The organism is Bacillus sp. FSL R12-0074 (assembly GCF_038005725.1).
GTDB classification, from domain to species: Bacteria; Bacillota; Bacilli; order Bacillales; family Bacillaceae_G; genus Bacillus_A; species Bacillus_A mycoides.
On sequence record NZ_JBBOTR010000001.1, the window covers coordinates 2814697 to 2829052 of the forward strand.

A 14356-nucleotide genomic window follows, 5' to 3' on the forward strand; every position below is an offset into this window, starting at 1 on the left:
ATTTTCATGAATAGTTCCTATATTATTACTTTCGTACAGCTTCAAAAGTAATAATTTGTTCTGCATTTGACGGTTGCTTTTCATAAACATAGTCAGCAGAGCAAGTAATGCCAGTGAAACCTATACTTTCTAAAAGGAGTCTAAACTCTTCTATTCCATACCACCGCATTGCAAAACGTTGTAGTTCAGTTTGTACTAACTTTCCTTTACTCCATTTTTCATATTTTAAATATGATACAGTTACTTGGTTAAGCCAATCTATTTCAATTGATTTATTTTCTAATGTAATTCCGTCCCCGCTTGGCAAGGAAAAAGTCGATGTATGAATCTCACCCGTCTTCCAGTCATATGGAAGCGCAAGATCTACAATTAAACGCCCGCCTAGATTAAGATGTCGATAAAAACATTTCAGAGCATTTATAGAATCATCACGATTTTCAATTAAACAAAAGGATCCAGTAGGAATTATTATCGCTTCATATTTATGTGTCAGTGAAAGTTGTTGTAAGCTTCCTTCAAATAAATTAGGATGCAATCCTCTCTCTTTACAACGTTTCCGGCAAGAATCTAGCATTTCAGGTGAATAATCTATCCCATCAACTTTAAAACCAGCTTCAAGAAGTGGTATAATGACACGCCCTGATCCTACTGCTGCTTCGAGAATGCTGCCCCCACAATTATTTAAACGTTCTTGGTAATACTCAATATCACCATTCAAAGCGTAACCGACAGGTTTTGTGCAATCATATAATTCCGTACAAAGTGTACTATAATAACTAAACATTTATTTTCTCCTCCGTTTTATGTGTACGGAAGATTCTAACTTACTTAATCTTTCCGTACCTCAAATTTTAATGAGAATTCGAAAGAGCTGACTGTCATAATATATCACTCGCTTTCCATAGAATATAATCATATTGTATAATATTCCCTTCAAAATGAACATATAGAAACCAAAATTCAGATTTATACTGAAAGGAGGATATGATGAATTCATTAATTGGATTTCTTTTTCTTCTTATCGCTATTACTGTTCTAATTTTCTTTATAGCAAAACAGTATAAACACATATGGAAAATAGCCAGTGGTATTTTCATTCTTTCTTCCCCCATTTTTTTCTTTGCCACTATGCACGTAATTGGAGAAAAAGTAGGAGATGGATTAGCTGGAGGTTTTGCCGCTTTTACCTTTAGTGGCCTTTTAATCATTAATGCAATTTTTTTATTTGTTGTAAATATTATTATATCTACCAATAGAAATGCATAATACACTCCCTATGTTTGTAGGCATTTCTATTTCAAAATTTAAAGAGCTTACTATAGTAAGCTCTTTATCAAAAACTATTTATTTCACAATCGGCAATGTCACTTCACTCAATTTCACCGTTAGCTTCGTTCCTGCTTTCGGTCTAATTGTATAATCGTAATCACTTGCGATTAAAACGACCCCCATTTGATGCCCTGCTTTAAATACATAATCATCTGGCTGCATGTCCCATGTAAATGTGTAATCTTTACCAGGTTGAATCGCTGTTGAATTTTCTATACTATTTAAGTTTTGCGGATCCATCCAACCTCTCGTTACAATTTCAGGCCTCGCTCCGCCATAATCAACAAGTAAAGCTGTTAAATTTGAAACAGATCGATCAATATTTCCTGTTATTGAAATTTTAGGCGTACCACTTATTCGCATATCTTTTTGCAGTACAGGCATTGTATATACTAATCGATTCGCTATTTCTAACTCAGGGTTTTCTACTAGTTGATTTGACTTTATTTTAGTATCATCTACTAATGAGAAAACATTGTTTACTGATCCCATACTTAATGGTAGATTGACTGCTTTATTACTTAAATACATACGGACTTTTGATGGTACAGCTGCTGGATCTGGCCAATTTTTTATTTTTTGCCACGATTTATTTTCACGTTGTACATCTACCATCGGTTCATCCATAATTCCATTTTCAATTCCATATAACCAATAATCGAACCATTTATTTTGGGTTTGTTGCCAGTTATTACTTGATGTTCCGCCATGTCCACCTTGATGTAACCACATTTTACGAGGAACATTATTTTTGCCAAGAGCTTCCCACCACTGTGCGAACTGCTTCGTTTTTACATTCCAATCATTTAAACCGTGAACAACAAACACACTAGCCTTCACATTCTTAACATCTTTTACATAGTTACGTTTATCCCAAAAATCGTTATAATCGCCTGTTTTACGATCTTGTCCAGCTGTTAGTTCTTTAATAATTTGCCCGCAAACTTCAGGGTTCTTTCTTGTTAGTACTGCTTCTGCCATATTATCTGTATCTTCTCCCTGATATCCACCTGGCGCAATAACCGCCCCATTTGCACGATAATAATCATACCAGCTACTAATCGCTGCGATTGGAATAATTGTTTTTAACCCTTCCACTCCTGTCGTTGCGACAGCATTCGGTAACGTACCATTATAAGAAACTCCTGTCATTCCTACATTTCCCGTAGACCAATTTGCATTTACTTCCTTACCATCCTCTGTATATGCTTTTGCACGCCCATTTACCCAATCAATGACAGACTTCGTCCCTAGTATTTCTTGTTCATCTCCAGTTGTCGGACATCCATCTGATTTTCCAGTTCCGATACTTTCGCCTAAAATAACTGCATATCCTCTCGGAACATAATAATTACCATACGACCCAAGGTTAACTGCCCCATACGGTTTTCCTTCATACTCATACAATTCTTCATCAACATTATAAACAGGCACATCTTTTAATCCAGATCGATATGGACTCATTTCATATATAACAGGAACTTTTACATTTGATTCTGTCTTTGGACGCATAACTTTAATCGATACTCGATCTTTCTTACCATCTCTATCACTATCGACTTCTGTCTCTACAAATAAATTTTCAATAATTGCTTCATCAAGAGAATAGATTGGTTTTGTCATCCCATTTTCCAATTGAATTTTTGTGTTTGGAGTTAAAGCTTCTGAAACTTGACCATTTAACTTAATATCACTCCCTTTTACAGAGCTCCCTTCATTTTCTGCATGTGCAGTCATACTAGAAACTCCTGAAGTAATTGTTAAAGATAATATAGCTGAAAGTGTTATTGCTAATTTCTTTTTCCTCATGCCCTTCCCTCCCCATATATTCCTTCTTTTACTATACATTAAAAATGCAGAAAATTCAGTTTATATTTCGTAGAAAGTTGAGAAATTTGTAAAACATTCGAATCTTTCAAGATACTAGAAAAGGAACTAATAACAATTAGTTCCTTTCTATATACATATAAAATTGTATTTCTCCATCTTCTACCGAAACTCCGTATTCAAAACCATGTCTTTCTAATATACTTTTTACAATCGCTAATCCTAATCCAGTACCTGATTTTTCTTTGCTACGTGAAGACTCTAATACGTAAAAAGGCTCCCAAATTTTATCTATCTCTTTAATTCCCTCAGCAGCAATACCATTTTGAATTTGAAAATACACAATGCTATTTTTCTCTTCTAATGTGATTTTTATATTTTGATTCGTTGTATATTTTATCGCATTAGAAATTAAATTTTGAAAGACCATTCTCATTTTATTTAAATCAGCATAAACAATCGTGTCACCAACACTATAGTTCACTTGCAACTTAATTTCTTTCGACTCCAGTTCAATCGTATGCTTATCTATTATACTTTGTACTAGTGGTTCAATAGGGAATTCTTCTTTTTGTAAAATATCTCTTTCTAGTTTAGAAAATCGCAATAACTCTTCAATTAAATTTGAAATTTGATCTGTTTGTTTAATGATTGTATCAACATATGTGCCATCATCTAAACCGTCTTTTATTCCCATAGAATATGCTTTTACTAATGCGATTGGTGTTTTTAATTCATGAGTTACATCGCCCATAAATCGTTTTAAGTGGTCATTTCGATCTGTTAAATCTTGATGTGCTTCATGTAATTTATCACTCATAATGTTTATACTATTTGCTAAATCACCTATTTCATCATTCGTTTTAACTTTCGTCCGTTTAAATTTCAGACGTGAAATATCTTCTGCGACATCACTCAATTCATTCAGTGGTGTAGTGATTGTTTTTGAAAAAATCCAGACGAGCACGATAATAAGAAATAGTGAGAATCCCAAAATGTATAAATAAAATGAGTTAAGCGTTTTAATTACTTCATTGGAATGTGCGATAGAAACTCCTACTAAAATCAACATATCATCTTTCGCAATGTATTTCGCAAAAAAACTAGATTTTATCTTTTCTTGATCATATATTTTATTCGATTGTCCGAGGTTCTTCACTTTCGTAATTTCTTCTTTTGTAATCCAAAGTTTATTCAATGCAACTCTCTTTTTTGTAAGTTGCATTCGTAATTCTTCATTAATAGCATCTTCTGAACTATTTATTGATGTATAAGCAATCGTAACATTACCTTCATTTTCAATATAATTTATAGCATCATCCAGTTCTTTACGCGGTATTGACTGGATTTGCGCTGTAATGCCTTCTAAGCTTTCGCGTGTTTTGTGAACATTATATTTTGGTAAAAAATAGTTAATTAATAATAAAGAGATGGCAAAAATAAGGATGACTATTAAAGAGATGCTGAAAAATAACTTTTTACCGAGTTTATTCACACTCTTCCTCCAAACTGTATCCTAAACCGCGATGTGTCTTTATAATATTTTCTCCTATTTTTTTACGTAATCTTCTTACATGCGTATCAACCGTTCGCTCTTCCCCAAAATAATCAAATCCCCAGACGATATCTAACAACTTTTTCCTCGTTAAAATCGTGCCTTTATGATTTAAAAAGCACTTTATTAATTGTAATTCTGTCTTTGTAATGTCTAATTCTTTCTCATTTTTATATACTTTATTTTTGGTGAAATCTATTTTTAAATCTTGAACTTGAATAACATCTTCATGCTGTACAAGCTTTTTCGCTCGCGTAATTAGCACTCCTGGGTGAAATGGTTTTTTCACATACTCATCTGCCCCGCTTTGAAGAGCTGCTAATTCATCTTCACTTTCACTTTTCGCAGTAAGCATTAATACTTTTACACTCGAATTCTTTTTTATTTCCTGACAGACAGTAATACCACTACTTTTCGGCATCATCCAGTCTAAAATAGCTAAGTCAATTTTCTCATCATAAAATATTTGAAGTGCTTCCTCTCCATCTTTTGCTAATAAAACTTCGAAGCCTTCTTTTTCAAAATACGCTTTTAAAATTTTCAGCATATCTTGTTCATCATCTGCGATTAATACTTTCATTACATTTCCTCCATTACTAATAAACAAATATCAATTTTATCATACAACTTCTTTGTTACATCAATGTGACATAAAAATATTTACAACGTTTGCGGGTATAGTAAGTGTGAGGTGTTGTTTCATGTTCAAAAAAATAGGAGTCATTACTCTTCTCTTCTTTTTATTATCAACAAATGCGTTCGCAAATACAAATAAACAAATTGAAGTATTTGATTGTAAAAAAGAAATGGTGGTCCAAAAACAATCTTTAGATTCAGCCATTCAAAAAGAAGCAGTTCAATACGCAAAATCAATTACTGGTCCATTTAAAAACTTAAATGTCGTTCCGAAAGATGGTCATATGATAAAAATCCCGTTATCAAAACCTGTTCCTATTACAAATCAATGGTTACATACAACAATCGATGAAGTACTCATCCTTCTCCCACTTAATGAAAAACCTTACATTATGCTTTACGATGATGAGAATAATCCCCATTTTTATTATGTAAAAGGTGATCCGAAAACTTTATTGAAACAAATGAATGTTAAATTATAATTAATTAAAGATCCCGCAAGTATCATTCGCGGGATCTTTCTTTATCAGTTAACAACTTGATTTTCATTTAAAAAATTAATAATCTGCCTTTTGTGATGGTTATCGTGATCTACGAATTCTTTAATAATATATATTAGAGAGTACGGCATTCCAGTATGAGGACAATATGATACTCCATTGGCAGTTAAATGTTCCTTTAGCTTTCCAATAGACAGTCGGTTAAGCTCTTGAACAAGTAACTCTCTTTTAGCTTGTGCTTCTTCAAGAAGTTTTATCTTAGATATACCTGATTTTGCATAATTAGAGGCTAGTTTATTATATGTATCAAAGTCAGGGAACTCCATTCCCTGTCCATCTCTCACTGATGATAATGTCTCACGTAAAAGATAGTCATCCCAATTCATAATATGAGATACAATCTCACCAATAGTCCATTTCCCCTCTGATATTGGCGCTGTCCACAATTCTTCTTTCATACCTTTCAATGTGGTTATCCACATTGAATAATCTTTAAAATCATTAATAATTTTATTTTCTCCCATCATCTAATCCCCATTCTAATAGTAGATTCAAATAAATTATACCATAAATCTACACAAAGAAGAACAAACGTTCCCTTGGAGATCAAATAATAATTCACTACATCCTTTTATCTAAGTTTAGATAATGGCTTGTTCCTACATACATTTTCCCTTTCGCAAATCCACTCGAAGTATAAAACTGATTCCCCTGTTCTGTATCTGTATGTAAAACAACAATAGTAAAATAGATTTTTGCATCGCTTAAGATTCTCCCTAACAGTAACCTTCCTAATCCTTTCCGCCGGTAATCTTTTGCAATGTAAAACCTTCTTAATCGGCCAATCTTATTATCTTTCGTATACGGATCTTGATTTAATCCCCGATTCCAATTAACGTATCACCTTGAAAAATGCCATATAAACATTCGCCCGTTTTACTAAATGTATTTCTTTTACTTTCATATTCATTTATTAGTTTTATTAAGAAGTTAAATCCTTCTTCTTTACTTTCCTGGACAAGGTGATTGACCTCATATTTTAGCAAATCTCCAATTCGTTTTATTTGTATATTTTCCAGCTTACTCCCCCACTTTCTCTATCCAAATGTATCTTTTTAAAAAATAAAAATGCCCAAGAATATATTATCCTGAGCATTCATTTGAATGTGAACTTATTCATTTTGTTATGTACGTATTCTTCAATTCTGGTAATATCCCCTTCAGTTCCATTAAATCATCAATTACTAAATCAGCATGAGCAAGCTCATCTTCTTTTGCAAAATCAAAATTACATCCAATCGCAATTAGACCATTATCTTTTGCAGCGTTAATATCCGATAAACGATCTCCAACTACCGCTGCCTCTTTTATATCATATTTCATCAAAATGCTTTTTACTAAGTCACCTTTATTTAGCGAGTGTATTTGTTCAATACTGAATGTTTCCGTAACCCATTGGTCTAAATCATAATAAGATACGATTGCTTGTAAATATTCCGTTAAGCCGTTACTAGCAATGTAAACAGAACAATTATTTTCTTTTATAAAACTAAAAACTTCCTTTACATTCGGATATAAAGCACCATTTCCGCTCTTTATATTTTCAATTAGTCTTTCTAAAAAATATGCATCTGTTTGTTCCCTTACTTCATTAGAATGATTAGGTAATAAAGCTTCCCAAACTTTAGGTAAAGGTACACCCATAATTTCACGATATTTATCAATTGGTGTTATCGTATTCCATAATTGTAGTGACCGTAAATGATCAAATGTATCATCTAGTGATAACTCTAAAATTTTATCTGTTTGAAATAAAGTTCCATCCATATCGAAAATTAGTACTTGTAACATGATATTCTCTCCCATTCTTTACTTATGAACTACAATACAGCTTTAATCGAAATATTTTTAAGCATCTCAACAATAATTTCTGAGCAATAATTCGCTGCAGTTTTCGCAAAGTCATCATATGAAACTTGCGCTTCATCATCTGCGCTGTCAGAAATGCATCTCATAACGAGAAACGGTACATCATTTATATAAGCGACATGCCCAATTGCTGCTCCTTCCATTTCTGTACAATGAGGTGCATATTCAGTGACTAATTGCTCCTTTAACTTTGAATCCTCGACGAAACATTCTCCGCTGACGATTCTTCCTTCATGAACAGTAATATTTAAACTACTACTATTAACAGCTTTTCGGGCTAAATCTCTTAATTCCTCGCTTGCATGAAACGCTTCTTGAAACGGAAATAGATTCTTCATTTGATTTTTATTAACATCATGATGCGTAACATTTGTAGAAATAACTAGATCGCCAATTTTCACATCCGGATGTAATCCACCCGCAACACCTGTATTAATGATAGAATTCACATCAAATTTATTAATTAAAATTTGTGTACATGCGGCGGCATTTACCTTTCCTACACCACATCGCGTAATAATAATTTCTGTATCCATGAAGTTTCCTTTATAAAAAGGTATTCCCGCAATAGTATGTTCCTCTTTTATATGTAGTTTTTCTAAAAGTAAGTCTATTTCTATTTGCATTGCTCCGATAATACCGATTCTGTTCATATATGTAGTCCCCTTAATTAATTTGCAAATATTCATCAATATCTTTATGAATTTGCATAAAAGCTTTATTCCAAAATTCATACTCTGTTAGATCAATATCAAAATGTTTTTTCATCAATTCTTCAACTGGGGCCTTTCCTGTTTCTCTTAAAAACTCTTTATACCTCAAATGAAATGCATTTTTATTTTCCTTTGCTATTTCGATTAAACTAAAACTCGCTAAATACCCAAATGTGTATGGATAATTGTAAAAAGGAACGTCTGCTATATAAAACTGAACGTATTTCATCCAAACAAATGGCTGATATTCTGTTAGTGCATTCCTGTATGCCTTTTCTTGCGCGGCTATAGATAATTTCTCAATTTCATCAGCACTTAAAGGACCTTCCTTGCATTCTTCATAAAACTTCTTCTCAAACTGAAACGATGCACGAATTGCCATAACATAATTAAAACTATTTCTTATTTTCCAGCTAAGCAATGACTTTTTCATCTCTACACAATCTGTTGTTTGAATTAAATAATTCATGATTACCGTTTCAAAGAAAATAGACGCTGATTCAGCTGTACTCATTGGCAGATAATCATCTAAAAATGAAGTAGATTGTTCAAGACTCATAACATAAAAATGCCAAGCGTGTCCCAGTTCATGAGCAAGTACTCTTACACTATCAATTGTTCCATCATAACGAAGTGAAATGCGAGATTCTTTTTCACTGAAAAAAGGAGCACAAAATCCACCCGGCGGTTTATTATCTCTCGGTTCAGCATCGATCCAGCCATTCGCTATTGCATTCTGTGCGAACTGTGCCAATTCTTCATCTATATTTTTTAGTGCATCATATATGTTTTTTACTGCTACTGAAAAAGGAATAACAGTCTCCTTACTTTCTTTCCATGTCATTAGCTCGTGCCATGTAATTGAATTCTTTCCTTTTTTACAACCGTTTAACGCAATTACTAGCTTCGTAAGATTTTGTTCCGTTGCATTCCACATTTGGGATAATGCAGTTTCAGAGATGCCATTTGCTTGTAGTGATTGTTTTAAAATCTCTGTCCCTTCCATTTCATCACTTTTAGCATGACGTAATCTTCCTATTTGATTCAATACAGTAGCAAAGATATCTTTTTCCTTATTCAAAGCATTTGTAAGAGAATCAAATACTATTAATCTTTCATTATGATCATCACTATTCATCGCAACGTAATTTGCTTGTCCAAATGATAAAGTCTCTTTATCGTGTATTACTTCTATCTTATTTCTTAATTGTGTATACATATCTTCCCAAGCTTTTAATTCATTTTCTATTAGTTTAATACTTGAATGATTTGTATTAACACTTTGTCCCTTACTAGATTCTATTAATAGTTGAACTTCTTTCTTTAATTGATTTACTTTTACACTTAGTAAAGTATCTTCAGGATGCTTCTCATCTTCAGCAGCACGGCAATATAAGTAATATTCTGCTTTTTCGATAGCCTGTATAAGTTGTGAAAGGATTGCAGGATCTTTTTTAGTTTTATATTCTATTTTTAGTTGTTCTATAGAAAACATAAAGTCTTGTTCATCAGAATATAACCTGTATAAATCCCATTGAGTTGGCGTTTGTATAAGGACATTCATTTTAATAACCTCCTATTTTTACAAGCAGTTACAACAAATTAGCACCTACACAATTATATATGAATAAAGAAATTTTTAACATAACTAAAAATTCTGATTTATAATAAATTTAAAAGATGATTTCCGTTAAATACAGAAATCATCTACTTATAGATTTTATTTATCCCCATAATTCGGAAGAAGTTTTTCTAAACAAATTCCACTTGCTAATACAGAAGTAGCACTTACTAGATTTAGGTTATAAATTAAGCAACTGTTTCTTCTTAGCGTTAAATTCCTCTTCTGTAATAACACCTATATCTAATAATTCTTTGAATTTTTTCAGCTCATCTGCCACAGATATTACAGCTGTTGAAACCGGTTGAGTTTCAGTTGTACTATTTTTTAATGAATCCAAAACTTGGTGAACATTTTTATTAATAGCTGTTGCTGAATCTTTTTCTAAAGAAATATTAAATTTTTCTTGCGGTGTATCAATCGTTAAGACTCCAAATAATAATCCTTTTTCAAATTTTATATCATTTATTTTTTCATAAGCCACGGATTTGAACTTTTCACCAGTTAAAGAATTTTGACCGAACATAATTCTTTTATTGGTAATAGCATATGCGAAATTACGATCATGTTTTGTTGCGGATTCATAATTATGTAAACCGATAAAAGTCATTAAAACTTCTTCGGCTTGCATCAAGTTTTTTTCAAGTACTCCGAAATGTTTTAAACCCCACTTTTCGTTATATCCAGAGCCAAAGTTATTATCAACACAGTATTGATACATTCCTTCAGCAGTTGACATCGGGTTTTCAGCAATTTTTTCTGTCCTTGCATCAATTACAGCTTTTTTCTCTTCAATCATTACTTTAATTTCTTCAATTGTAACTTTATTTACAGGCACAACAGTCATGCCACCTGCTGCTTTTAAGCAATCTGGACAAACCCAAGCATTTGATTTTTTTACTTTGTATCGATTCAAACCAACTTTATTATCACAAACACCACATACCACTTTTAAACTAAAAAAACCCATAATCAACCTCCAAGTTTCAATATGAAAATTCTATTATTTTCAACAATATTTAGTACCCTACTTTATGATTAATACTAAAAGGTTACTAAATTTGCTTGGATTTCGTTTATTAATAGAGAAACAAATACTTTATCACTAATTATTCATAGAATCAATACTATATCATCATTTAGAAATAATTACCTCGCAACAAAAAAAGAGAGATTGATCAAAGATCAATCTCTTACTTTACTCTACTTCATTTAAGAAGAACAACGTTAACGCACCTGGTCCTGTATGCGCTCCGATTGCTGCTCCAATTGTATTTACGATAAATACTTCACAAGCGAATCTTTCAGTAATTAATGCTTTTAATGCTTCGGCAGTTTCTAAATCATCACCGTGAGTCATACCGATTGTTTGACCTTTAAGGTCTTTCCCACGCTCTTCCATAATATCAACAATTCGGCTTAATACTTTCTTTTTCCCTCTTACTTTTTCAAGTGGTACAAGTTTTCCTTCATCCACATTTAAGATCGGCTTAATGTTTAATAAACCACCGATAAAACCAGCTACTTTACTTAAACGCCCACCTCTCACTAGGTACTGCAAGTCAGCTACAGTGAAGATATGTTCCATATGGTTCATTAGAAAAGCGACACGGTTTAATATTTCTTCTTTTGATGCGCCCTCTTTTGCCATTTTTGCAGCTTCTAATACGACAATACCTTGACCCAGTGAGGCACATTTTGTATCAATAATTTCTAAATCTAAATCAGTGTATGTTTCTTTCACTTCTTCTTTAATGAGAACTGACGATTGATATGTACCAGACAGTTCAGATGAGAAAGCTAAATATATACAAGGATTACCTTCTTTTGCATAAGAAACAAATTTTTCTTGGAAAGTTTCAAGTGAAGGCAATGACGTTCTATAAACTGCGCCTTCTCTCATTTTTTGCAGTAATGTAACCGATTTTAATGTAACCCCATCTAAATACTCTGTTTCTGCTTCATCATATACACGGAGTGGAATTAAATCAATATCATATGCTTGCAGCAATTCTACCGGTAAATCCGCCGCACTGTCCGTAATGATTTTAACACCCATTTTTAAACCTCTATTCTGTTATAAATATAAAAAATATAAAATAAAAATAGTACTTTTAAATTATATACGTAAAACTTAAATGAAGAAAGGAAAAGACTTTATATTGTATGCACTATTCTTCAAAACTTGAACTGCAAATAAAAATGATTTCATTTTAACCTCTTTTTACAAGTTATTACACTGTGTATAATGAGAATATTACATTTTTTCTGAGGGAGGATACATATGAGTATTCAACTAGCTACATATAATGATTTAGAATGGGTTAATAATCATTATGAATCGATAGGATTTGTACCAAGTGATTTAACACGAGACACAGTTGCGATCATTACATATAACAACGAGTATGCAGGTGTTGGACGTTTAGTCCAAATAGATGAAGGTACTATTGAAATGGGTGGAATTTTTATTCTCCCTAAATTTAGAGGTCTACAATTAGCTGGGCAACTCGTTTCATTTTTAGTACAAACTGCAAAAAAATTACAAATACTAAATGTGTATTGTCTTCCTTTCGAGGAACTAGAAAACTTTTATAAAAAATATGGCTATACTGAAGTCGATACTACGAAAGAAGTTGTCCACCCAATTATTCTAAAAAAATATAATTGGTGTTTGGAAAATTACGATAAACATGTTTTACTATTTAAGTTGTGAGTTTTGTAAAAAAGGAGTCAATGCACTTTGTATTACACATCAGATTATACAAGCAATTATCTGTGAATTAGCTTCTTTATTCAAACAACATATACGCCACATTTTATACCCGTTTTTAATAAGTGTTAGCAAGTTCGTTGACAAACTTGTTAGCACCTTTTTAAAACTTAAACCTGAAGAAATTCATACAATTAAGTAACTATCCTAGCTAGCAATAATATCATCCTTCATAAATATTAAAATGAATTCATTGAGGATAAACCGTTTGGAGGATATTCTATAGCACTGAATGATTTACAAAAGATTACGCATTGATACGCTACGAATAAAAATAATGAGCTAATCAAGGGAATATAATCATTTTTATGTAATTCGCACTTGTACTTCCTGTTCTTGTATCACTTGAATGATTAATTCCAATACAATATTTTGTACTAACTGATACACATTGTCATGAAATGTACTTTGTTCTGATATGTAATCAATACATTGATATATATATCCTTCTACCAATAAGCTCCCTTTTTCAACTGTAAATTTATTTTGTCCATTCTTTTTTACTTTTGGTACTAAAAATTTGGTTTTTGTCAAAACAATCTCCTGTTCCACCTCTTTTATTCCTATGACTTTTTCTGTAAATACCACTTTTTCTCGTAAACTAATTTCACCTTTATATCTTCCTATTTCTATTGGTAGTCTGGCTGTTATATAATTACTTACTTCTCCCCCATTTTCACTCTCTAATATTATGCTGTGAATAGGAATCCATGAAGATGTCTCTACCTTATTCTCTTCATTATTCCCTTTAACTTTTTGATTATATAATTCAACAAGCACTCTCTTTTCATGAAGATTTAAAGAAACTAATTTACAATAAGCCTCCGAATGATACTGTTGCACTGTAGTTAATAACTTAGAATCTAATTCACGCCCCTCCGCATCTTTTTCATTTCGAAATACAAATGCATCTTGATTTTTCACATTTATTTTTGGAAATACTTTAAAGCTAGACACTTCTGAAATAATAGAAAATGGCGTTTTCACTACCATTGAATGCACTGAAGTCTCTATTTTTGATCCTAAACCTATACTTTCTCTCTTTGATTCAGTTTCTTCACTTTTTTTCTCTGATTCATTTGCTACTTCTACTTTCTCTAATCCAATCACTTTATTTTCTTTTGCTGGTTCAGTCTCTTCACTTTCTTTGTTTGATTCAATTGCTATTTCTTCTTTCTCTAATTCTCTTTCTTCATATTCTTTTACGGATTCAATTTTCACCTCTTCTTCCTCTAATCCAATCGCTTTATTTTCTTTTGTTAATCCAGTTTTTTCACTCTCTTTCTCTATTCCAATTACTTTATCTTCTTTTTTTGACTCTGTTTCTTTACTTTCCTTTTTTTCTCTTATTTCGCGCGGATCATCTTGAACATTCAGCATTTTCCATTTGTAAACTTTGTTCCATATTTCCTTACCAACCCATGGCTTATTCATCACCATCCCCCCATCTGATGAAATTCATAAAAATATGCT

General features: G+C 32.1%; 14 protein-coding genes and 1 pseudogene. 3 read left to right on the forward strand and 12 right to left on the reverse strand.

Annotated features, from left to right (window positions below; all coding sequences use genetic code 11):
• Window positions 1-25: 25 nt before the first annotated feature.
• A complete protein-coding gene (locus tag NSS97_RS14710; RefSeq protein WP_107886770.1) occupies window positions 26-784 on the reverse strand; it encodes a methyltransferase domain-containing protein in 759 nt (252 codons plus the stop codon).
• A 203-nt stretch (window positions 785-987) separates the two neighbouring features.
• Between NSS97_RS14710 and NSS97_RS14715 the strand changes: the two genes are divergently transcribed.
• On the forward strand, window positions 988-1266 hold the full coding sequence (locus NSS97_RS14715) for a hypothetical protein (RefSeq protein ID WP_107886769.1): 279 nt from the start codon (window positions 988-990) through the stop codon (window positions 1264-1266).
• Between the two features lie 78 nt (window positions 1267-1344).
• On the opposite strand, the gene NSS97_RS14720 is transcribed toward NSS97_RS14715, so the two are convergent.
• The 3 genes from NSS97_RS14720 to NSS97_RS14730 all read right to left on the reverse strand — a co-directional run bounded on the left by NSS97_RS14720 (window position 1345) and on the right by NSS97_RS14730 (window position 5291).
• Entirely contained in the window at window positions 1345-3138 is a 1794-nt protein-coding gene (locus NSS97_RS14720; protein ID WP_341113087.1) for a Xaa-Pro dipeptidyl-peptidase, read from the reverse strand.
• A 136-nt stretch (window positions 3139-3274) separates the two neighbouring features.
• Window positions 3275-4651: an ATP-binding protein gene (locus NSS97_RS14725; RefSeq protein WP_107886767.1), complete on the reverse strand. Its 1377-nt coding sequence runs from the start codon at window positions 4649-4651 to the stop codon at window positions 3275-3277.
• Window positions 4644-5291 carry a response regulator transcription factor gene (locus tag NSS97_RS14730; protein ID WP_000865958.1) on the reverse strand — a complete coding sequence of 216 codons (648 nt, stop codon included), beginning with the start codon at window positions 5289-5291 and terminating at the stop codon, window positions 4644-4646. Before NSS97_RS14730 ends, NSS97_RS14725 begins: the two co-directional genes overlap by 8 nt.
• A gap of 121 nt (window positions 5292-5412) precedes the next feature.
• On the opposite strand from NSS97_RS14730, the gene NSS97_RS14735 reads away from it, so the two are divergent.
• Entirely contained in the window at window positions 5413-5829 is a 417-nt protein-coding gene (locus NSS97_RS14735) for a hypothetical protein (RefSeq protein ID WP_002032565.1), read from the forward strand.
• Window positions 5830-5873: 44 nt separating this feature from the next.
• On the opposite strand, the gene NSS97_RS14740 is transcribed toward NSS97_RS14735, so the two are convergent.
• The 7 genes and pseudogenes from NSS97_RS14740 to NSS97_RS14770 all read right to left on the reverse strand — a co-directional run bounded on the left by NSS97_RS14740 (window position 5874) and on the right by NSS97_RS14770 (window position 12169).
• Window positions 5874-6371 (reverse strand): DinB family protein, encoded by a 498-nt coding sequence (locus NSS97_RS14740; RefSeq protein ID WP_107886765.1) that lies wholly within the window; start codon window positions 6369-6371, stop codon window positions 5874-5876.
• Window positions 6372-6468: 97 nt separating this feature from the next.
• Window positions 6469-6893 (reverse strand): annotated as a pseudogene (locus NSS97_RS14745) (GNAT family N-acetyltransferase).
• 130 nt (window positions 6894-7023) lie between these two features.
• Complete coding sequence (locus NSS97_RS14750; protein ID WP_107886764.1) at window positions 7024-7698, reverse strand: HAD family hydrolase; 675 nt, start codon at window positions 7696-7698, stop codon at window positions 7024-7026.
• 29 nt (window positions 7699-7727) lie between these two features.
• Window positions 7728-8429, reverse strand: a complete 702-nt coding sequence (locus tag NSS97_RS14755; RefSeq protein ID WP_107886763.1) for a 5'-methylthioadenosine/adenosylhomocysteine nucleosidase — start codon at window positions 8427-8429, stop codon at window positions 7728-7730.
• Window positions 8430-8442: 13 nt separating this feature from the next.
• Complete coding sequence (locus NSS97_RS14760) at window positions 8443-10053, reverse strand: M3 family metallopeptidase (protein WP_107886762.1); 1611 nt, start codon at window positions 10051-10053, stop codon at window positions 8443-8445.
• A 238-nt stretch (window positions 10054-10291) separates the two neighbouring features.
• Window positions 10292-11080, reverse strand: coding sequence for a PH domain-containing protein (locus NSS97_RS14765; protein ID WP_107886761.1), 789 nt, complete (start codon window positions 11078-11080; stop codon window positions 10292-10294).
• A 228-nt stretch (window positions 11081-11308) separates the two neighbouring features.
• Window positions 11309-12169 carry a DegV family protein gene (locus NSS97_RS14770; protein WP_002032551.1) on the reverse strand — a complete coding sequence of 287 codons (861 nt, stop codon included), beginning with the start codon at window positions 12167-12169 and terminating at the stop codon, window positions 11309-11311.
• Window positions 12170-12394: 225 nt separating this feature from the next.
• Here NSS97_RS14770 and NSS97_RS14775 point away from each other — a divergent pair, with 225 nt between their 5' ends.
• Window positions 12395-12826 (forward strand): GNAT family N-acetyltransferase, encoded by a 432-nt coding sequence (locus tag NSS97_RS14775; RefSeq protein WP_060749954.1) that lies wholly within the window; start codon window positions 12395-12397, stop codon window positions 12824-12826.
• Between the two features lie 363 nt (window positions 12827-13189).
• Here the strand turns inward: NSS97_RS14775 and NSS97_RS14780 are convergent, their stop codons facing one another.
• Window positions 13190-14317, reverse strand: coding sequence for a BC_2427 family protein (locus tag NSS97_RS14780; RefSeq protein ID WP_107886759.1), 1128 nt, complete (start codon window positions 14315-14317; stop codon window positions 13190-13192).
• Window positions 14318-14356 lie beyond the last annotated feature (39 nt).